At 59.9% G+C, this 18,740-nt stretch carries 17 protein-coding genes; 6 read left to right on the plus strand and 11 right to left on the minus strand.

All coding sequences use genetic code 11. The features are described 5' to 3' along the window. Positions 1-25: 25 nt before the first annotated feature. From KBY83_RS12410 to sufR, 10 genes are all read right to left on the minus strand, one after another. The gene (locus KBY83_RS12410) at positions 26-1,108 is read right to left on the minus strand and encodes a glycoside hydrolase family 130 protein (protein ID WP_255019812.1); all 1,083 of its coding nucleotides are present in this window, start codon (positions 1,106-1,108) and stop codon (positions 26-28) included. Beyond that, entirely contained in the window at positions 1,105-2,217 is a 1,113-nt protein-coding gene (locus KBY83_RS12415) for a Gfo/Idh/MocA family protein (protein WP_255019814.1), read from the minus strand. Before KBY83_RS12415 ends, KBY83_RS12410 begins: the two co-directional genes overlap by 4 nt. Further along, positions 2,214-4,484, minus strand: coding sequence for a glycosyltransferase family 4 protein (locus KBY83_RS12420; RefSeq protein WP_255019815.1), 2,271 nt, complete (start codon positions 4,482-4,484; stop codon positions 2,214-2,216). The genes KBY83_RS12415 and KBY83_RS12420 overlap by 4 nt, the downstream gene beginning before the upstream one ends. Next, positions 4,481-5,836 carry a glycoside hydrolase family 130 protein gene (locus KBY83_RS12425; protein WP_255019817.1) on the minus strand — a complete coding sequence of 452 codons (1,356 nt, stop codon included), beginning with the start codon at positions 5,834-5,836 and terminating at the stop codon, positions 4,481-4,483. Before KBY83_RS12425 ends, KBY83_RS12420 begins: the two co-directional genes overlap by 4 nt. A 480-nt stretch (positions 5,837-6,316) precedes the next feature. Then, complete coding sequence (locus KBY83_RS12430) at positions 6,317-7,690, minus strand: phosphatidylserine/phosphatidylglycerophosphate/cardiolipin synthase family protein (RefSeq protein WP_255019818.1); 1,374 nt, start codon at positions 7,688-7,690, stop codon at positions 6,317-6,319. 57 nt (positions 7,691-7,747) lie between these two features. Further along, positions 7,748-7,930: a hypothetical protein gene (locus KBY83_RS12435; protein WP_193486276.1), complete on the minus strand. Its 183-nt coding sequence runs from the start codon at positions 7,928-7,930 to the stop codon at positions 7,748-7,750. Positions 7,931-7,938: 8 nt separating this feature from the next. After that, entirely contained in the window at positions 7,939-8,982 is a 1,044-nt protein-coding gene (locus KBY83_RS12440; protein WP_255019819.1) for a DUF4912 domain-containing protein, read from the minus strand. Between the two features lie 185 nt (positions 8,983-9,167). Then, complete coding sequence (locus KBY83_RS12445; RefSeq protein WP_106632581.1) at positions 9,168-9,929, minus strand: phycobilisome rod-core linker polypeptide; 762 nt, start codon at positions 9,927-9,929, stop codon at positions 9,168-9,170. A 91-nt stretch (positions 9,930-10,020) separates the two neighbouring features. After that, positions 10,021-10,629, minus strand: a complete 609-nt coding sequence (locus KBY83_RS12450) for a phycobiliprotein lyase (protein WP_255019830.1) — start codon at positions 10,627-10,629, stop codon at positions 10,021-10,023. 391 nt (positions 10,630-11,020) lie between these two features. Beyond that, entirely contained in the window at positions 11,021-11,671 is a 651-nt protein-coding gene (sufR, locus tag KBY83_RS12455; RefSeq protein ID WP_255019832.1) for an iron-sulfur cluster biosynthesis transcriptional regulator SufR, read from the minus strand. Positions 11,672-11,902: 231 nt separating this feature from the next. Between sufR and KBY83_RS12460 the strand changes: the two genes are divergently transcribed. From KBY83_RS12460 to KBY83_RS12480, 5 genes are read left to right on the plus strand one after another with little or no spacing between them, the layout of a single operon-like run. After that, positions 11,903-12,289, plus strand: a complete 387-nt coding sequence (locus KBY83_RS12460) for a ferredoxin-thioredoxin reductase catalytic domain-containing protein (RefSeq protein ID WP_255019821.1) — start codon at positions 11,903-11,905, stop codon at positions 12,287-12,289. A gap of 14 nt (positions 12,290-12,303) precedes the next feature. Then, entirely contained in the window at positions 12,304-13,743 is a 1,440-nt protein-coding gene (sufB, locus tag KBY83_RS12465) for a Fe-S cluster assembly protein SufB (protein ID WP_255019823.1), read from the plus strand. 56 nt (positions 13,744-13,799) lie between these two features. Beyond that, positions 13,800-14,603 (plus strand): Fe-S cluster assembly ATPase SufC, encoded by an 804-nt coding sequence (sufC, locus tag KBY83_RS12470; protein WP_255019824.1) that lies wholly within the window; start codon positions 13,800-13,802, stop codon positions 14,601-14,603. Further along, a complete protein-coding gene (locus KBY83_RS12475) occupies positions 14,603-15,715 on the plus strand; it encodes a SufD family Fe-S cluster assembly protein (RefSeq protein WP_255019825.1) in 1,113 nt (370 codons plus the stop codon). The genes sufC and KBY83_RS12475 overlap by 1 nt, the downstream gene beginning before the upstream one ends. Further along, entirely contained in the window at positions 15,712-17,019 is a 1,308-nt protein-coding gene (locus KBY83_RS12480) for a SufS family cysteine desulfurase (protein ID WP_255019826.1), read from the plus strand. The genes KBY83_RS12475 and KBY83_RS12480 overlap by 4 nt, the downstream gene beginning before the upstream one ends. Here KBY83_RS12480 and KBY83_RS12485 read toward each other — a convergent pair. Further along, a complete protein-coding gene (locus KBY83_RS12485; protein WP_255019827.1) occupies positions 17,016-18,413 on the minus strand; it encodes an FAD-dependent oxidoreductase in 1,398 nt (465 codons plus the stop codon). The two genes, KBY83_RS12480 and KBY83_RS12485, sit on opposite strands and share 4 nt — an antisense overlap. 68 nt (positions 18,414-18,481) lie before the next feature. On the opposite strand from KBY83_RS12485, the gene KBY83_RS12490 reads away from it, so the two are divergent. Beyond that, complete coding sequence (locus KBY83_RS12490; RefSeq protein ID WP_255019828.1) at positions 18,482-18,619, plus strand: DUF1543 domain-containing protein; 138 nt, start codon at positions 18,482-18,484, stop codon at positions 18,617-18,619. Positions 18,620-18,740: the final 121 nt, after the last annotated feature.

The following is an 18,740-nucleotide window of genomic DNA, read 5'->3' on the forward strand; positions in this document are numbered from 1 at the left end:
CCTGAGAGCTCTCAGAAGGCCTGGTTCAGATTTTTGGACCTACATCAGCTGGCGATGAGTCGCTGATCAGCAGATCAGCGAGCCCAAGTTCCACTACGCAGGTGGCGGTGTCAGCGGCTCCGGCGTAGATCAGCAGTGAATCCTCCTGTTGGATGATGCCAGTGGGGAACACCACATTTGGCACAAATCCCAGACATTCGTACTCCATCTCTGGCGCCAAGATCTGCTCTCCTGCGCTGAGAATCTTCGATGGTTGATCGAGATCCAAAAGCAGCTTTCCAGCCCCATAGCTGCCGATGCCGCTTTCACCTTCGCCCTTATCGTTGCCGTGATAGATCACCAACCATCCCTCCCTTGTGCGGATCGGTGGTGTGCCCGCGCCGATGCGGCCGCAATCCCAGCCTGCACTAGAGCCCAGCAGGGGCTGGTGCTTGCCCCAATGCAGTAGATCGGGTGATGAGGCCAGCCAAATCTCCGGACGGGAAAAATCATGGGCAGTGGTGGGCCGATGCAGCGCGAAATACTGGCCGCCGATGCGCTCAGGGAACAGCACCACATCCTTGTTTTCCGGGCAGAAGATCGGCCCGTGGAACTTGAAGGAGCTGAAATCAAGTGTAGAGGCCAAGGCTGTTGCCGCACCGTGGGGGGATACGGCTACATAGGTGATATAAAAACGACCATCAATTGGCGTGATGCGGGGATCCTCGATGCCATAGCTCTCACAGCCGAGCCTGGGCCGGAGGATTTGCTGCTCACTGGGCTCGATCTGGCGCCCGTTAGCGCTGCGAACTACGCGCAGATGGGAGGTGGAAGTGAGTCGCAGTAGGCCCGTTTCCCTGATCTTCACTACCCTGGCATCTTCAACAATCAGTTCCTGCTCAGTCAGCCAGTCGATAACTATTTTTCCTGCCTCCAGATCCCAGCGCGGCAAACCCACGAAACCCGGCCGGATCTGCCTAGGCGCCTCGGCAACCCTGATAACAAGCACAACTCCCTGCTCCGTTGTGACGGCGCCTGGATTGAAGGCGCCAACAACCCGCATGTCGTCCTGGGAGGGGGCAAGCTGCTCTGGGGTCAGCAGGCAGCTGCTGAATAAACGGGGTCTCATCCGCCAGGCTCAGCTAGTTGCGTTGCCGCGCAGGCCATGGCAAGGGAGTTGCGGCCATTTTCCTCAGTGATCAGCCGTTGATGGGAACGATCGGAAATCCAGGCGATCTGGTCGGCGAACAGTGCCCGCAGCAGCTCGCAATAACGGCGCATCTTCTCGGCCTCCAATCCAGCATGAAGATCGATCTTCTGATAGGTGTCAAAGTCTTTGTGGCGTCCACGGGCCAGGCGCTTAGAGCCGCTATAGCTTTCGAGAACATCAAGCCTGGCGTCAGGGAAGATCTGCATCAACCTGCGCGATTGCTCTTCATCCACCACGCCCCGTAGCCGCACCCGAGTAGGCACCCATTCCTCCAGGGTCAATTCACCGTGTTCAAACAGCAGCCTGAATTCCTGGCGCTCCAGCCGCGCCGGCTGGGTGAAGCCGTGATAGAAGTTGATGAGGGCACCATTGCCGTAGCGCACCACGCACTGCACCTGCTCCTCAATGCCGGAGCCTGGGCGCAGAGTTCGCTGGGAGGAGACAACCTCTCCCTTCCCCAGCCAACCTTCGAACAGATCGAAGAAATGCACGCCATGTTCAATGAAGATGCCGCCACTTTTGCTGCGATCCCAGAACCAGTGCTCGGCTGAAAGCCCCTCATCGCCGGCGGCATTATCAAACCAGCCATGTAGGCACTCGCCGATCACCTTGGAATCGATAAGTTGGCGCACGGCCTCAAACAGCGGGTTGTAGCGCTGCATCAGGTTGGCGATGCAGAGGCGATCGCTGGAGTGGGCCAGCTGCAACAGCTCATCAGCCTGGGCCAGGTTGAGCGCCAGCGGCTTTTCGCAGATCACATGCTTGCCTGCCTCCAGGGCTGCACGCACCTGGCCGTAATGGAGGAAGGGCGGCGTGGCGATGTAAACAAGGTCAACCTGATCGAGGTTGAGCAGGCTCTCCACATCGAGGGTTTCAGCAATTCCAAAACGGCGGGCCATGGCGAGGGCCGCCTCTCGATGGGTGCCAGCCATGGCCACCAGCTCCGCCCCTTCAACCTGAAGAAACTGTTGGAGAGCAAACAGGCCAAACCCACCCGCTCCAATGGCGCCGATGCGGATCTTATTCATGGCTTGGGGATTGAATGGCGAGCGAGTTCGATTAGTCGCATCTCCTGCAGAGCCAGGAGGAAGGCCAGGGTTGATTCGGCACCCTGGTTCATGTTGACGCTGTCGTCCTGAAGACCATCGAAGCAGCCGCCAGTGCGTGCGTCATAGAGCGGCAGGTGCAGGTCGTTGTCGCCTAGGAACCAGGCAAAGGCTCGCCAGGCCTCGCGGAGCCAGAAGCTATCGCCCGTTGCTGACCAGGCCTCAACGCAAGCTGACACTGAAGCGCAGGCCTCCAGTGGTTGCTGGTCGAAGGTGGCCCGCTGCTGGCCTCGGCGGTAGAAGCCGTTGGAACCAATTGGCCTGAAATGGCCAGCTTCAGCGGTTTGCTCTGCCATCAACCAGCGCAGACTGCGCAGACCTACTTCAAGTGCTTCGCTTCGATTCGACCAGCGGCCACTGAGGATCAGGGCGTGCGGCAGGGAAGCATTGTCGTAACTGAGCACATCCTCAAACCAGGGCCATTCATCACCGGAGTTTTGATCGAAGGCCACCAGCAACTGATCGGTGAGGGTATCGCGCATCAGATCTACGGTTCGATCACCACTCAGCTTGCGCAGATACTCATGAATAGCCTTGAGTCCAAGGGCCCAGGCCCGTGGACTCGTTGTTTTGGTGACCGAGGGCAGCGCCAGCTGAAACAGATCCACTGCCCAGTGGCGCAAATCATCGCGGCGGGATCTGCCTACACAGGCAGCCAGGGCTAGCAAGGTGCGGCCCAGGCAATCATCGGAGCCATCCTCATCGAGCCAGGTGCGCTCGAAGCTCATGAAGTTATGAAATCGGCAAGTTCCCGGGATGTAGGCATAGTTAATAAACGATGCATAACAAGTAGCCAGTGCTTGTACATCGGGCGTGGCATCGCCCGATTCTTCGAGCATTACAAGTAATTGCAGTGCGCGAACATTGTCATCCGTGCAATATCCTTCCTTGAAATTGGGAAATGTGAATTTGGCGTGCTGATAAATACCTGTTGAATCCGAGATTCTCTTCAGATGCTCAAGCCTTAAGGCCGGCAGCTCGCGCGGTTCCTGCTCCAGGGGCTTGATTGGGGAGTGCAGCACCACTCCGTTGCCACGCTCTAGCCTGGCTCGCTCAAATGAGCTGGCATAAAGTTCAGCCACCTGGCTCCAGATCATGCCCCTACCCAGTAGGTAGGCCTGCTTGCGCATGGCATGCCTACGCACTTCATCGATCAACAAACCGATCAGTGCTTCGGCAATTGCATCACTGTTGCGAAAGGGCACTAACACGCCCCGGTCTTCAGCAAGCAGCTCTTCTGCGTGCCAGTAGGGAGTGGAGATCACCGCCTTGCCGCAACCGAAGGCATAGGAGAGGGTGCCGGAGGTGATCTGATCACGGTTGAGATAGGGAGTGATATAAATATCCGCAACACCAAGAAAATCTTTGAGCTCTTCAGCGCTCACAAAGCGGTTGTAGAAGATCACCTGCTTTCTCACCCCAAGCTCAAGGGCAAGCCTCTCAAGACTCAATCGATAGGTTTCGCCCTGCTCGCGCAGCAGATGGGGATGGGTAGCACCCAATACGATATAGACGACCTCTGGGAATACCTTGACCACCTCAGGTAAGGCCCGGATAACGTTTTCTATCCCCTTGGCTGGCGAGATCAACCCAAAAGTAAGAAGAACTTTTTTGCCCTCAACCCCAAACTGATCTTTGTAATAGTTGGGATCTACAAACGGCATGTCTGGCACGCCATGGGGGATTACATCTAGATGATCTGCTTGCAACCCGTAGATTTCCTCAAGAATTCGGCGCCCCCGTTCACTCATCACAATGATCCGTGCTGAAAGTGCGGCGAGCTCCTTCATCACATGCAGATGTTCGGCGCTGGGCTCCTCCAGGATCGTATGGAGTTGGGTAACCACAGGGATATGGACGTGGCGTAAAAGTGTGAGGATATGCTTGCCAGCTGGGCCGCCATAGATGCCAAACTCGTGCTGGAGGCAGATGACATCAGTGTCGGTGAGATTCAGGAAATCGGCAGCGCGGCGATAGCTGCTCAAATCCTGCTCCGCAATCTCAAAACGAACTTCCGGTGGATAGGCGTAGCCTTCGAGATCGTCGTTTACCGCAACGATGAAGCATTCGTTGTCGGCTGCGTCGTCGGAGAGAGCTCGATAAACCGAGTGGGAGAAGGTGGCGATCCCACATTTCCTTGGCAGATAGTCGCCAATGATTGCAATTTTTCGAGTAGATCTTGGCTTCAAGGATATTTCTCCAGTGGGTTGGCCTTCAATTTTCGCAATAACTCATCAACGGATACGGTGGCAAAAGTGGCTGACTGATCGCTCATGGCGTAAGGTATGATCAGCTTATCGGCATGGATTAGTGATCCGCAACTATAGACAACATTCGGAACATATCCTTCTCTCTCCTCCTTGGTTGGCTCCAGCAGGGGCTCCTTGAGGCGGCCGATCACTTGGCTGGGATCGTTAATGTCGAGTAGAATCGCGCCTATGGTGTATCTACGCATTGGTCCAACGCCATGGGTTAGTACCAGCCAGCCGGCATCGGTTTCGATAGGCGAGCCACAGTTGCCAATCTGAACGAACTCCCAGGGGTAGGTGGGCCGCATCAAAATACGCTTTTCGTACCAGAAGTGCAGCTGATCTGAATACATCAGGTAGATATTCTCTCCATCCTGCCTGGAAAGCATGGCGTACGAGCCTCCCAGTTTTCTTGGGAATAGGGCCATGCCCTTATTTGCCACTTCAGGGCCGTTTAAGGTGCTTATCTTGAACTGGGTGAAGTCTTTAGTTTCCAGTAACTGGGGGAAGACAAGCTGACCGTCATAGGCGCTATAGGTTGCATAATAGGTAGTCTGCCCGTCTTCCTCAAAAGCAACAAATCGAGCATCTTCAATGCCACGACTTTCGGTGGGAGAGGTGGGGAAGATAGCTCGCTCTGAGCAATCGTCACCTGGATCGAAGCTTAGCTCGTAGTTTGCGCGTGCCAGCGATAGTACGCTCTCCGCTATATGCATGCTGTCTGTATTGGCGAGACGGTCACTGCGCAGGGCCTGGTTGGTTAACTCCTTGAGTTCCTCAAAGCTGAAAAAATCAGGCAGCTGATCCATTAGGCGCTGAGCAAGATGCGTAAGCAAGCCCATTTCAACAAGCTTTCGCTCGAAAAGATGCTTTTCATAGCTTGGGTTGGGATGCACATCAGCAGCTGCCACAAAGGGGCTCGGCTGATCGAGGGTTATACCTCCCTCTCGGTTGATTACGCCAGTGCGAAAAACAATTGAGGAGATATGGCCTTCGCCCGTAGCCCGTAGGCTTAGGAGAAAGCGCATGCTGCCTTCATCGATTCTCGACTGATCCGGATGCCGCACGATTGACGGATTGAAGAGAGCCGCCGCTTCAAGGGAATATTCCAGCGTGAAATAGGCACCGATCAGCAGCCTTTCGCAGCGGTTTAGGGGCCGATCGGTGATCAGATGCTCGCTCACATGGCCGAAACTAGTGAGCAGAAAGGCCTGTAACTTTTCATGGCGGCCTTCAAAGCTCTTCAGCATGATGGCGGCTTCGCGCTCCGCCTCGGAGCGGCTTAGGGCCATGACCCGAGCAACAATTCGCTGAATGCGTTCCCTGCCACTCGTTTCGAAGGTCCTTAAAAATACTCGCGAAGGGTCCGGTCGAATTTGAATATTTGTTCTGTTGACCTGAAGTGACATGGTTTATAGCCTGCCTTAGGGATCAAAAAAAGGCTAGAAATAAAAGGTCGGGTTAAAAAAGCAAGAATATTGTTGCCTTTGTGTTTGGTACCTGTTCAGGCCTGGATTAGTGCTGCGAATGTTTGCCTTGCTGAACCCTAGATGCTGGCTTCAGTTTTGGTTGTATTTCAGGTAAAAAATATTTGCGATAAGTTCTCTTGATGCTGCGATTTCAGCAGCAGACTCACTTGCGACTCCAGTAGTCGTCCTTGCCTTGAGTTCGGCTTAGCTAATGCAGAACGAGTAACCCCTCCGCAGGGTCATCCAGTCGCTGGTCAGGAGCTGCTGCCGAGCGAGCTTGTTGTTGTTCCCACTTCTTCCCGCTTATCCCCTTTGCACCCCGCTGCCGCAGCGGGTGCGTTGCCGTTCTTGCTTGCGTTGCAGCCGCTCGGTGATGCCGAGCTCAGCGCCTTTCCAGAGCCGATTGATCTCAGAGGTGAAGTGCTCGGCTAGCAGGGGGGACTCAAACACCAGCAGGGTTTCGTCGTTCTGGTGGGCGGCTGAGGGGCTCCAGTTGAAGGAGCCGGTGATCACGGTGCGGTTGTCGATGACAGCCAGCTTGTGGTGCAGTTTGTCGCCGCTGGCCAGGCGTGGTGTGCCGACACTCTCCAGGGGGCGCTGCCAGGGGCGGTTCGCCGCCTCCACGCCGCAGCGGTGATCTGGCAGTTGGGTGCCGAGTAGATCGAGCACTTCGCTGAAGGCGCGGTTCGCAAAGCCGGGATCGGCCAGCAGCCGGATGGTCACCCCCTGCCCCTGCAGGCGGGCCATGACGTCGGCCAGCCGTTGTTCAGAGAGTACGAATAGGGCGAGATCCAGCTGCTTGCGGCTGCCGGAGAGCAACTTCTCCAACAGCAGCAGGCCCTGGTGGGGATCGCTGCGGCGATGGGGGGCGAACAGCACCGTCACCGGCGTTGACCCCACCAGCAGCTTTTGGGGAGCTCCGCCGCCCTTGCCCAGCCCAAAGCGGCTGTCGGGCTGGCCGCCGGGGCCGTCGCCCCACATCCGCTCAAACTCGGCCAAAAAGGAGTTGGCCAGTTCACGGCTGCGCAGACGCAGTAGGTGATTGACGTTGCCGCGGCTGCGGTCTGCCCCCGGATCGCCGTGGATGCAGGAGGGGGTGAAATTTGCTGAGCCGGTCACCACCACCGCCCTGTCCACCACCATGAATTTGTGGTGCATGAGGCCACTGCCGGCGCTGCCATCGGCGGTGTCGTCGATCAGGGGTACGCCGGCCCGCTGCAGGATCGCCACAGCGTCTCCCCAACCGAGGACCTTGAGCTGCTCATGGCGGGTGCGCTGGTGTGGGGCCAGATCCGCCGGATGTTCTTCGCTCCAGGGGCTGCTGTAGGTGTTTTCCAGCACCACCTTCACCGTCAGCCCCTCACGGTGCTTAGCCGCCAGCGCTTCGGCAAGCTTCGGCAGCGACAGCTCCTGAACCGCTACCAGGATTTCCCGCCTCGCCGACTGAATACTTGCCAGCACGAAAGCCTCGAGATCGTCGCCCTGACGCCATTGACCGGTGATAGGGCTGCGGTAGCGGCTGGTTTCGGCGTGGTTGAAGGCCAGCTCGATGCCCTTGGGCAGGGGCTTGGGCCGGGCTGACTGGCCAAGGAGCTGGGCGTCAGCGCTGCAGCCAGCTAAAGCCAAGCCCACAAGGCTTGCCCAGGCTAAGGGGTGGCGCGGCGAAAGGTTGGCCATGGCAGCCCTGGGCGGTTGTACCCAGGGTTCCCACATTGGATCAAGCTGGGGCTTTATCTAGTGGTGGCCCGGCATCTCGGCGGTGCGCAGCATCACCACGAACCAACCAGTACCAATCAACACAGCGCTGAGCATGGCGGCTGGCAGGCCGAAGCGCATCAACACAACCGGCACAATCAGCGGAAATGCCAAGGCTCCTGCCACCGGTGTGAGGGCGACGGCTGAGCGCTTCAGCGCCAAGGCTCGATTTAGAACCATTCGCTTACGGCCTTTTCGGCTGGGTTGCTGTTGTCCTCAGGGGTAGAGCGGCTGAATTCCAGGGTGATGTTGCGCTTCTGCTCGCCATCGGCGGCGACCGCCTCGATCGGATAAAGCTGCTGACCATCGCGGAAGGGCACTTGCACCCGGAAGGTGCCATCGGCGGAAAGGGGCACCTCCTCACCGCCAATGGTGAGGCGGGCAGCGGGATCGGTGGCCCCATAGACAATCAGCTCAGCATCAGCCACAAGCCAGAACGAGCGTTGACGGGAGGCGACCCCGCCGATGCCAGAGGCGTTGCGGCCACTGGCCCAGATGCCGGCACCAGAGGTGTTGAGTTCACTGGTGTCCAGGCCGGCTGCGTGTAGCTCATGAAAAGCCTCAGAACCCCTGCCAAGACTGCGCCAGCGGGCTGTAGCTGTTTGATATAGGCGTTCGTGTAGTCCTGCATCGGCTGGCTCCACCGGCGTCGGCAGGATGGCTGGAGCCGTGTCCAGCGAAAAGGGCACGAACTGGTCGAGAATTTGCTCGCTGGGGTGCTGGGCGGGTACCCGTGCCACTGAAGAGAAGGCCAGGGAGATCCAGCCGCCGCTGCCTTTGCGGTAGCCGAGTTCCACCCGGTAATCCCGATCGCACAGGGGCACTGGCAGATACCACTCGGTGGCATGGCTGTCGACCACCACTTCCTGCAGTGTGTGGGGGTGGGCTGAGCCGCCCGGCAGGCCAGTCACGTCGGCGACGCGCAGGCAAAGCTGGGAGGCACCAGTTGCCAGGGCTGAGGCCCGATCGCTTTGGGAGATATCCCAGAACACATAGGCCCACTGTGGATCGCGGGGCAGAAATACGACGCTGGTATTTGCTGAGCTGGGTCGGGGAGCTGGGGGTAGCTCTGCTTCGATTGCCTTGAGACTGATGGGCGTGTCCTCCTCATCCTGGCGATCATTGATGGCGGCTAGGAGTTCATCCTTGGACTTACGGCTGTACAAGCCCACCCCAAGGTCGCTAGCGACTTGGCGAAGCTGACGCAGGGTCATGCGTGCCAATGCGGTGAGTGCCTGTGTCACAGCAACAGATTTCTTTTGGGATCAGTGTGGACGAGTTTCTCCTGGCTCGGGTAGCTCGATCTAGAGCCGTCAGTAGATGCTGACGGCCTGGGTGCTGATGGCCCATAAAAAAGGGCGGCCTTTTGACCGCCCGGGGATTTAGTTGGGGACTGGCTTCAGCGGCCGATGCTGCGGTAAGGAACCTTGGACAGATAGTCCATGCTGACGCTGCCGGATGCACCGCCTTGGCTGCGCATGGCAGGCAGATTGCGCACCCAGGGGAGGTAGTCCTCGGGGAAGCCGCCACGGCGCTGACGGGAGCGAGCGGGGATCGTTTTGGCGGTGCCGGTGTACACAACTTGGGGGAAGCCCAAGATGCCGCGGTAATAGGCCTCGTATCGCGGTGTGGTGATGTTGAAGGGGGTTTCGCCCAGATCGCGGGAGCCCACCACGCGGTTGCGGTGGAAGGGAACGGTGTCGTAACCGAAGGCGTCCAGGTATTCCTGGCCGTTGAGGATGTCGTCAACCATGCCCTTGACCCCGCGGGTCATCAGCACGGCCGCCCAGGCGATCTCCTCAGACCTGCCGTGGGTGGGGCGACCCAGCAGCTTTTCCACCAGGTGGCGCACCACTCGGTAATTGCTGTTCAGGTTGTAGAAGCTGCGGGTGAAGGTGTCTGAGAGACACAAGGAGCGAATGAAATCCCGCACACTCATTTGGCCGTTGCGCAGCTGGCTCTCCAATGTCGAGTTGCGGTCGACCTTGAAGGCATAAAAGAAAATCTGTCGGTAACACGACTCGATGACCAGATTTAGGTCTTTGGGATCCATTGCCCTGTCCATGGACATGGGTTTGGGGTCCTCATCCGAACCCACCCGAAGCGGGTCAACCCGCGAGTTTTGGGTAGTGGGCGCGTATTTCAGGAGGGGCAGGGCCACACAACTTCATCATCCGTCGTTGCTGATCGTAGAAGTGCGGCTGCGGCCGGGTTCGGCTGGCCGTGACAGGGCTCACAGTCCGTAACGTTCGTCACCATCCCAGGGGCGACAGGGGCTGCTCGGAAACGGGCTCTTGAGCTGGGGTTGTGGCCCCAGGCTCCGGGCTGTCTAGCAGCCGTGTTTCGACGCAGAAGGACGCCGTATTGGAGAGGCCCTCCACCGTGCTGGTGCGCAGGCGCACGTTGGGGCCGGCAAAGCTGAATCGCTCCAGGCTGGCCATGGTTTCGTAGCTGGTGGTGAGCAGTAGCCCATCGCGCTCGTCCATGGCGAAATGACCTGCCACGGGGGCGGTTTCGGCGTAGCCACGGTCGCGCAAAAGCAGGCCGGACCGGCCTAGCTCATCGGTGGGGATCAAGCCGAAAACACTTTCCCCCTCGTGGGCTTCTCCGGCTTTGTCCCACGCCATTGAGGCGTTCCAGGTCACCCGGCAGCCGCCAACGAGGCCGGCGGGATTTTCGCCGTGGAGCTCGGCGATGGCGATCAGGCGGGGGTCGGCCGCGGCGATCTCCACCACCTCAATGAAGGAGCCTCCCGCCTCAGCTCGCCGGTGCAGCAGGTGATGGCTGCTGCGCTGGGAGCGCCAGCGACCGCAGCTAAGGCGGAAAAAGCTGAGGGCGTCGGCGATCGACTCGGATTGGATTTCGCTCACTGGCGTGCTGGGGCTGGGGCTGTGTCTGTGGCGATGATCGCAAGCCGCGGCGATTAGGTCGCCCAGCTCTAGGGCCAATGGCGCCCGGTTCAGGGTGGTAGCCAGTTGCTGCAGCTGCCTGCCCGCCGCCTCTAATTGCTCCACCAGAACTGCCTGGAAGCAGGGGGCGTCGGCGAGCGCGGGCTGCTGGCTGGCCCAGGCGCGCATCGCGTCGTGGCCTGGCAGGGCCCCTGCGGGCTGGTGGGCTGCGATCGCCTGCAGGCTGCGCAGGCTGTGGGCCAGAAGGCGCAGATGGTGCCGCTCTAAGGCAGGAAGGAGGGTGGCCTCCAGCTCCGCCAGTTCTGCTGCTGAAAGCGGACTTTGGGCCTGGGGTTGCGGTGCTTCAGTCGTCACGGCAGGGCGTCAGGCGAAAGCCGCAAGAGTGACCCTTCTCCAAGCGCCATTGCACTCGATCCACCTGGCAGTCGGGAAAGGTGTGGCGAATTAGCTGCAGCTCCTGGTCGCAGATGCAGGGGAATTGCTCGGCAATGCGCATCACGGAACAGTGAAATTCACTGAGCATCCAGGCTTGAGGGTTGCCGGCCTCTTGGGAACATTCCGCCAGGTACCCCTCTTGCCGGCGTAGATCCACTAGTTGCTCCAGCCGCTCTTGAAGCGAGCCAGCGCCGATGCGGTGGCGGTAGGCGTCAGCCTGCTGAATGGCTTGATGTTCTAGGAGTGCCTGCAGGGTTTCAGGTGGCAGGTTGCCAGCCAGAGATTGCAGCAGTCCGAGGGCGAAATGGTCGCTGCCATCGGGAAATTGCCCCTGCCCCTTGGCGGTAAGGCGCCAATAATTACTGGGCCTGCCCGGACCCTCCGCCGAAGGACTTGCCTCGACCAGGCCATCGTCTTCTAGGCCCCGCAAATGGCGACGCACAACCTGCACCGACATTGCCAGGTGTGCGGCTAGGGCGCTCGCGGTGGCCTCTCCATGCCTAACCAGCAAGGTGAGGACCGTATCCCGGGTGGATGCCGGATCGGCGTGCTGGTGAATGATTTCGGGAATGGCGCTCACGGCAAAGGCCGGTTGAGACAACGATGCCACGACTGGCGGGAGGTTGGGGATTGGGCCCCGCTGGCAGCCTTGGTGTCTTAGGCTCATTCCCTAACGAAACACATTGGTTTCGTAATGGTCTGCTGGCAAATCCGATTGCTAGCTGCCGATGGCACCGGATTCCGAGGTGCTGTTTGACTACCGCCTTCTGACCACCTTCCCTTTCGAGCCATGTCCGACACTCCGGCCAGTTCGACCGCTGAGAGCTCCGCAGGGAGCTCGCCGGCGCACTCCGACAGCTTGGAGGTGATCCGAAAGTTTGCTGAAACCTACGCGCAGCGCACCGGTACTTACTTTTGTAGTGATCCCGGTGTGACCGCTGTGGTGCTTGCTGGCTTGGCCAAGCACAAGGATGAGCTTGGTGGTGCCCTATGCCCCTGCCGTCATTACGAGGACAAGCAGGCAGAGGTTTCCCAAGCCTTTTGGAACTGCCCTTGCGTGCCCATGCGGGAGCGTAAAGAGTGCCACTGCATGCTGTTTCTCACCGAGGACAATGCTTTCCGCGGTGACCAGCAGACAATTTCCTTAGACGAAGTTAAAGCCCTTACTGCCAGCTGAGTCGGTTTACCTCGATGAGTACTGCAACCGTTGGCGATCTAGTTTCACAGCCGTATAAGCACGGTTTCGTAACTGATATTGAAACTGAAAAGATCGCCAAGGGTCTGAGTGAAGACGTTGTGCGTCTGATCTCCTCCAAGAAAAGTGAGCCTGAGTTTTTATTGGCTTTTCGGCTGCGGGCCTATCGCCAATGGCTGAATATGCAGTCACCAGATTGGGCGGCACTGGGTTACCCACCGATCGATTATCAAAATATTATTTACTACGCAGCTCCTAAGCAGCAGGAGAAAAAAGCCAGTCTTGATGAGGTAGATCCCAAACTGCTGGAAACATTTGAAAAGCTTGGCATCCCCCTAAGTGAGCAGAAGCGCCTCTCCAACGTGGCAGTTGATGCTGTTTTTGACAGTGTTTCAATCGCCACTACCTATCGTGAAAAGCTTGCAGAGCATGGGGTTGTTTTCTGCTCAATCAGTGAGGCTGTAAAGGAATATCCAGACTTGGTGGAGAAATATCTTGGCACGGTCGTTCCAAGTAATGACAACTATTTTGCCGCCCTGAATTCTGCAGTTTTTAGTGACGGTTCTTTTGTTTTTATCCCCAAGGGTGTGGCCTGCCCGATGGAGTTGTCAACTTACTTCCGGATCAATTCCGCCGATACGGGTCAGTTTGAACGCACTTTGATAATTGCCGAAGAGGGTGCTTCGGTTAGCTACTTGGAGGGTTGTACGGCTCCGATGTTTGATACCAATCAGCTCCATGCAGCCGTTGTGGAGTTGGTAGTACTTGATGATGCTTCTATCAAATACTCAACAGTTCAGAACTGGTACGCCGGTGACGAGCATGGCGTAGGGGGCATTTATAACTTCGTGACCAAGCGCGGCCAGTGCCGGGGCGACCGCAGCCGCATCAGCTGGACTCAGGTGGAAACTGGATCGGCAATCACTTGGAAGTATCCCAGTTGTGTGCTGCAAGGTGCTGATTCGGTGGGCGAATTTTATTCGGTTGCCCTCACTAATAACTATCAGCAGGCTGATACTGGTACCAAGATGATTCACGTCGGTCCGAGGACCCGCTCAACCATTGTCAGTAAGGGCATCAGCGCTGGCCATTCTTCTAATAGCTACCGCGGCCTTGTCCAAATCGGCCCTAAAGCTGTAGGGGCTAAGAATTACAGCCAGTGCGATTCGATGTTGATTGGCGATCAGGCTGGCGCTAATACCTACCCCTATATCCGCTCTCAGCAACCGGATGCCGCAGTGGAGCATGAGGCAAGCACTTGCCGCATCTCCGCAGACCAACTCTTTTACCTGCAAAGCCGGGGCATTGGTTTTGAGGAGGCTGTTTCGATGATGGTCAGCGGTTTTTGCCGCGACGTGTTTAATCAACTGCCAATGGAATTTGCTGCTGAGGCAGACAAATTGCTTGCCCTCAAGCTCGAGGGATCAGTGGGCTGAGCCGCACCGATCTGTTCTATCTGTCAGTTCCCCTTTCCCGCCCTTCCTTACCTGCTGTGATTCGCCCAGACGCCCCGGTATTGCTCGAAATTTCTGACCTGCACGCGCGGGTTGAGGAGCAGCCAATCCTTAAGGGGGTGAACCTCACGATCCGAGCTGGTGAAATCCACGCAGTGATGGGGCGTAATGGCAGTGGCAAAAGCACACTTTCCAAAGTGCTGGCCGGCCATCCCGCCTACACGGTCACAGCCGGGTCGGTTTCATATATGGGCTCAGACCTGCTTGAGCTAGCGCCAGAACAGCGCTCCCGCTTGGGCTTATTCCTGGGATTTCAATATCCGGTGGAGATCCCGGGGGTTAGCAACCTTGAATTCCTACGGGTGTCCTCTAACTCCCGCCGCGCTCAAAGGGGTGAGGAGGAGCTGGACACCTTTGCTTTCGAAGACCTCGTGCGCGAGCGCCTCAAGGTGGTGCAGATGGATCCGGCATTTTTAGAGCGCAGTGTCAACGAAGGCTTCTCCGGTGGCGAGAAAAAGCGCAACGAGATCTTGCAGATGGCGCTACTTGAGCCGTTGGTGGCGATCCTCGATGAAACCGATTCTGGCCTTGATATCGACGCCCTACGCATCGTGGCTGATGGGGTCAATCAACTCGCGGGCCCGGAAAATGCCACCTTGCTGATCACCCACTACCAGCGCCTGCTCGATCTGATCACCCCCGATTTCGTCCATGTGATGGCTGCGGGCCGGATCCTGCGCACCGGAGGCAAGGAGCTGGCCTTGGAGCTTGAGCGCACTGGTTACGAATGGGTGGATCAGGCGCTGGCCAGCCTGGGCCAGGAACCTGCGGAGGTGTTGTGATGCCAGCTGCGGTTATGCCAAATACTGCCGATTGGCTCACCCAACTTGCTGGCGCTCCCCTGCCGGGGCGAAGTCAGGAGGAGTGGCGATTCACTGGCCTTGCTGCCCTAGAGGCCTTGGCGCCCGAGCTCTGGAGTGGTGTCGATCCATTCGCCCAACTCAGCTTGCCCGCTGGCATTAGCCGCATCGGAGCTGATCAGGCGCAGGGTTTGCAGCAGCAGGTGCTCAAAGCCACAGGCGGCAGCGATGCTTGGTCGGTGCGGGTTAATCAAGGCGCTTCGCCCCGCTGTCTGGCCTTGAGGGTGGCTGGAGCAGCGGATCCGTTGCAATTGCATTTTGACGCCGGCGCGGAGCCGGGTCTGCGGGCACTGCAGCTGGTGCTCGTGCTTGAGGAGGGCGCCAGACTGGAGCTGCTTATTCAGCACGGCTCCAGTGGCCCCAATGCCACCAGCTTGGTAGTGGTGGCCCAGCTTGGCCGCGGCGCCCAGCTCAATCTGGGGTTACTGGCGCCTGGCGATGCCCGCGCCAGCCTGCTCAGCCACCTGTCGATCACTCAGGCCCCCACCAGCTCCCTCCAGCTCACTACCGCAGTTGGGGGTTGGGCCCTCAGCCGGCTCGAGCCCTGCATCAGCCAGCTCGAGGGAGCGGCCCACACCCGGCTGCGGGCCCTGCAGCTGGTGGATGGCCAGGAGCTGGCCGACACCCACAGCCAAGTGCGTTTTGAAGGCCCCGATGGCCAGCTCGATCAGCTCCACAAGGTGGTAGCTGATGGGGCCGGACGCAGCGTGTTCAACGGGGCTGTGCGGGTGCCGCGCAGCGCCCAGCAAACCAACGCCGCCCAGCTCAGCCGCAGCCTGTTGCTCTCCGATCGGGCTCGAGTGGATACCAAACCCGAGCTTGAAATCGTCGCGGACGATGTCAAGTGCGCCCACGGCGCCACCATTAGTCGGCTGCAGCAAAACGAGCTTTTTTATCTGCAGAGCCGGGGTATTGGCGCTGAACAAGCCTCACGGTTGCTGTTGCGGGGCTATTGCGAGGAGGTGTTGCGCGAGCTTCCCGCGGCGGTGGCGGCCCTGAATCCGCTAAAGCTGCTGCTGCGGGAGCATCCATGACCACCACCTCCACCGCAGCAGTAACCACCACCGCATCTCCCACCAGCCTTGAGGTGGTTACGCCGAATCTTGCTGCCCTCACCCGGCCTGATTTCCCCCTGCTGGCCCAAACGGCTTGCCTTGGCCAGCCGCTGATCTACCTCGATTACGCCGCCACCAGCCAGAAGCCCCGTCAGGTATTGGCGGCCCTGCAGCACTACTACGACCACGACAACGCCAACGTGCACCGCGGCGCCCACCAGCTCAGTGCTCGCGCTACTGAAGGCTTTGAGGCAGCCCGCAGCAAAACTGCCACCTTCATTGGTGCGGCCAATGCGCGAGAAATCGTGTTCACCCGCAATGCCAGCGAGGCGATCAACTTGGTGGCCCGCAGCTGGGGCGAGGCCAACCTGGGCCCCGGTGATGAGGTGTTGCTCACGGTGATGGAGCACCACTCCAACCTGGTCCCCTGGCAGCTGCTGGCGGCGCGCACTGGCTGCGTGCTGCGCCATGCGGGCCTCACCGAGAGCGGTGAGCTGGATCTGGAGGATCTGCGCGGCCAGATCAGCGAGCGCACCAAGCTCGTAAGCCTGGTGCAGGTGAGCAATACCCTCGGCTGCCTCAATCCGATTGAGCAGGTGGTGGAGCTGGCCCACTCCGCCGGCGCTCTGGTGCTGGTGGATGCCTGTCAGAGCCTGCCCCACCTGGTGGTGAATGTGGCCCAGCTGGGCTGCGATTTTTTGGTGGGCAGCTCCCATAAGCTCTGCGGCCCCACCGGCATGGGCTTTCTTTGGGCCCGCGAGGCTCTGCTGGAGGCGATGCCGCCCTTTCTGGGCGGAGGCGAGATGATCCAGGACGTTTACCTCGATCACAGCAGCTGGGCCGAACTGCCGCACAAATTTGAGGCGGGCACCCCGGCCATCGGCGAGGCGATCGGCATGGGCGCTGCTCTCGACTACCTCAGTGCCATTGGTCTCGAGCGCATCCACGCCTGGGAGCAGCTGCTCACCCGCCAGTTGTTTGCGCGTCTCCAGGCGATTGAGGGGGTACGCATCTTGGGTCCCACCCCCGAGCAGCAACCCGATCGCGGTGCCCTGGCGGCCTTCACGGTGGATGGCCTGCACGCCAACGACATCGCCGCCCTGCTGGATTCAGCTGGCATTTGCATCCGCAGCGGCCATCACTGCACCCAGCCCCTGCACCGCCTCTACGGCCTCCCCGGCTCAGCCAGAGCCAGCCTGGGCTTCACAACCACCCCTGAAGAGATCGACCGCTTCGCTGAGGAGCTTGAGGGCACGATCACCTTTCTGCGCGAGCACAGCTAGTTGGCTGGTAATTCGCCCAGGGCTGTGGCGGCCGCTCGCTCACCGGCTTCGATTGCCCCTTCGAAATAGCCCGGCCAGCGGGGGGAAGCCTCGCTGCCCGCCCAGATCACCCGGCCGTGATTGGCAGCTACTAGCCGGGCCGGGCCCGTCCAAGTGCCAGGGATCACGAAGCTGGTAAAGGCGCCGCCGCTCCAGGGCTCCTTGTTCCAGTCCTGCTCCACCAGCTCAAGCGGCTTTGCCGCTTCTGGCCCCCAGTAGGCCACTAGGTCGTCAATGACCAGCTGCCGCCGCTGCAGGGCTGGCATGGCGCCAAGCCTCAGGGCGCGCTCGCCAGCGACGAAGCCGGCTAACACTGCCGGCTGGCCTTCCGGAGGTCCGCTGTCGGCGGTGAGCTCCAGGAACGGCAGATCGCCGCTCCCCAGGCCGTTGAGGCCCTGCTCGCGCCAGAAGGGCCGGGCATAGATGGCCAGAATTTTGATCATTGCTCCCATGGGTGAGCGCTGCAGCAGGGAGCTAAGTGCTGCGGGCAGGGCCGGCTCGAAGCGGATCGCCAGCCGCAGCGGTGGCGGGATGGCCACGATGGCGCTGGCGGCGTGATGCCGCTCCCCGCTGCTGTCCACTAGGTAAACGCCGTGGCTGTCTTGAACGATGGCCTGCACGGGCCGGTTCAGCAGCAGGCTGCCGGGCGCTTGGGCCTCCAGGGTTGAGGCCAGCCGCTGGGCAACAGCTCCGGCCCCACCGCGCACCAGCCAGGCCTCCGGGCTCTCCGCCTGGGGGGCGACGGCCTGGGTCCAGGCCAGGTGCAGGATCGAAGCCTCCCAGGGTTCAAAGCCGCCGGAGCCTCCCACGCGGCAGAGCCAGTCGAGGGGCAGGCGGGCCACGGGGACGGTGGTGTGCCGCTCGGCCCACTGCGCCACCGTGAGGCGGTCGAGCTGCTCGGCATCGGGCGTGCGCCAGGGCTGGTGAGAATCCACCTGAGCCACCAGGTCGTTGAAGGCCCGCTGCAGGGCTTGACAGGCGTCCAGCTCCGCTGCAGGCAGGCCGAGGCTCTCAGGTTTGAAGAAGAGATGGCTTGACGCAAAGTCTTTTGCCAGGGGCGCTTCCACCCTGCTGCCGCGCCAGTGAAAGACGCCGCGGTCGCCGTAGTGGCTGGCAAAGCGCTCGAGTGCCAGCTCATCCAGCAGGGCCGCGAAGCGGTGGTGGCTGGCGCCGCCCCACTGGCCGCCTAGGTCAATGACGCTGCCATTGGCGCTGGTGGTGCTCAGCATGCGCCCGCCCACCCGGCTCCGGGCTTCCAGCACCCGCACCGCGCGGCCGGCGCTTTGCAGCCGGCGGGCAGCCACAAGGCCCGAGAGCCCGGCACCCACGATCAGCACATCCACCTTTTTAGTCATGGCTTGATCGGCTGGGGGCGTTGCGCCCAGATTGGCAAGCTTTGGCAGCGAGGGCCGTTTGGGTTTCGATGATTTCTGAGAGCCAGGACCGGCCCGAGTTGTTTCTGGCGGTGCTGGGCGGCCGGGCCCCTGGCTGTCACATCGAGCTCCACGACGTGCGCTTCGTGGCCGCCGCCACGATCGAAGGGGCGCTTCCAGAGTCGTGATTACCCATAAGCCTCCGCAAGCCTGAGATCGCGCTCCGTGCAAGGCGTGCAGCAGCAGACTGCATTGGCGATCCGTTCCGTCATCGCAACCATTGAGAAACGCCGGTTGAAGCGGAAGCAG

The organism is Cyanobium sp. WKJ7-Wakatipu (genome assembly GCF_024345355.1).
GTDB classification, from domain to species: Bacteria; Cyanobacteriota; Cyanobacteriia; order PCC-6307; family Cyanobiaceae; genus Cyanobium_A; species Cyanobium_A usitatum.

What these genes read in the sequence shown, in the direction of transcription:
- KBY83_RS12410 (WP_255019812.1), bottom strand. Translation starts at nt 1,108, where the DNA reads ATGAGACCCCGTTTATTCAGCAGCTGCCTGCTGACCCCAGAGCAGCTT.
- KBY83_RS12415 (WP_255019814.1), bottom strand. Translation starts at nt 2,217, where the DNA reads ATGAATAAGATCCGCATCGGCGCCATTGGAGCGGGTGGGTTTGGCCTG.
- KBY83_RS12425 (WP_255019817.1), bottom strand. Translation starts at nt 5,836, where the DNA reads ATGGCCCTAAGCCGCTCCGAGGCGGAGCGCGAAGCCGCCATCATGCTG.
- KBY83_RS12430 (WP_255019818.1), bottom strand. Translation starts at nt 7,690, where the DNA reads ATGGCCAACCTTTCGCCGCGCCACCCCTTAGCCTGGGCAAGCCTTGTG.
- KBY83_RS12440 (WP_255019819.1), bottom strand. Translation starts at nt 8,982, where the DNA reads ATGACCCTGCGTCAGCTTCGCCAAGTCGCTAGCGACCTTGGGGTGGGC.
- KBY83_RS12460 (WP_255019821.1), top strand. Translation starts at nt 11,903, where the DNA reads ATGTCCGACACTCCGGCCAGTTCGACCGCTGAGAGCTCCGCAGGGAGC.
- sufB (WP_255019823.1), top strand. Translation starts at nt 12,304, where the DNA reads ATGAGTACTGCAACCGTTGGCGATCTAGTTTCACAGCCGTATAAGCAC.
- KBY83_RS12475 (WP_255019825.1), top strand. Translation starts at nt 14,603, where the DNA reads ATGCCAGCTGCGGTTATGCCAAATACTGCCGATTGGCTCACCCAACTT.
- KBY83_RS12480 (WP_255019826.1), top strand. Translation starts at nt 15,712, where the DNA reads ATGACCACCACCTCCACCGCAGCAGTAACCACCACCGCATCTCCCACC.
- KBY83_RS12485 (WP_255019827.1), bottom strand. Translation starts at nt 18,413, where the DNA reads ATGACTAAAAAGGTGGATGTGCTGATCGTGGGTGCCGGGCTCTCGGGC.
- KBY83_RS12490 (WP_255019828.1), top strand. Translation starts at nt 18,482, where the DNA reads ATGATTTCTGAGAGCCAGGACCGGCCCGAGTTGTTTCTGGCGGTGCTG.